At 71.0% G+C, this 407-nt stretch carries 1 protein-coding gene and 1 pseudogene; both read right to left on the reverse strand.

The genetic code is table 11. The features are described from left to right. Positions 1–226 (reverse strand): HAD hydrolase-like protein (locus EN852_RS35610; RefSeq protein WP_148671967.1); only part of this gene is annotated, 226 nt, incomplete at its 3' end. Then, a pseudogene (locus EN852_RS35615) lies at positions 223–407 on the reverse strand (bifunctional 2-polyprenyl-6-hydroxyphenol methylase/3-demethylubiquinol 3-O-methyltransferase UbiG); the annotation flags it as partial. The gene EN852_RS35610 and the pseudogene EN852_RS35615, both read right to left, overlap by 4 nt.

Genomic DNA, 407 nt, shown 5'->3' on the forward strand with positions numbered 1-407 from the left:
CCGGGATCAGCGCATCGCGCGCGGCGGCATCCAGGTCCGGGAAGGCGGCCCCGACCATCGCGCGCGAGCCCTTGGAGACCACCGGGCGCAGCACCGCCGGATCGACCGGTGCACGGCCGCGTTCGGCCAGCATCGCGTTGCAGGTGGCGACGAAATCCGGTGCGCTGTCCAGCAGGGTGCCGTCCAGGTCGAACAGCACCGCGCGCGGAAAGCCGGCGGCGGTCATGCCGGCTTGACCGCGTAGGCCAGGTAGTTGATGTCGGTGCGGCTGCTCAGGCGGGCATGGTTGCGCCACGGCTCGTAGGCCATGCCGCTGACGTCCACCAGCTGCAGGTCGGCTTCGCGCAGCCAGCGCGCCAGCTCGGCCGGCTTGATGAATTCCTGGTAGTGGTGGGTGCCCTTGGGCA

It is taken from the genome of Mesorhizobium sp. M2E.F.Ca.ET.209.01.1.1 (assembly GCF_004010375.2).
Taxonomy (GTDB): domain Bacteria; phylum Pseudomonadota; class Alphaproteobacteria; order Rhizobiales; family Rhizobiaceae; genus Mesorhizobium.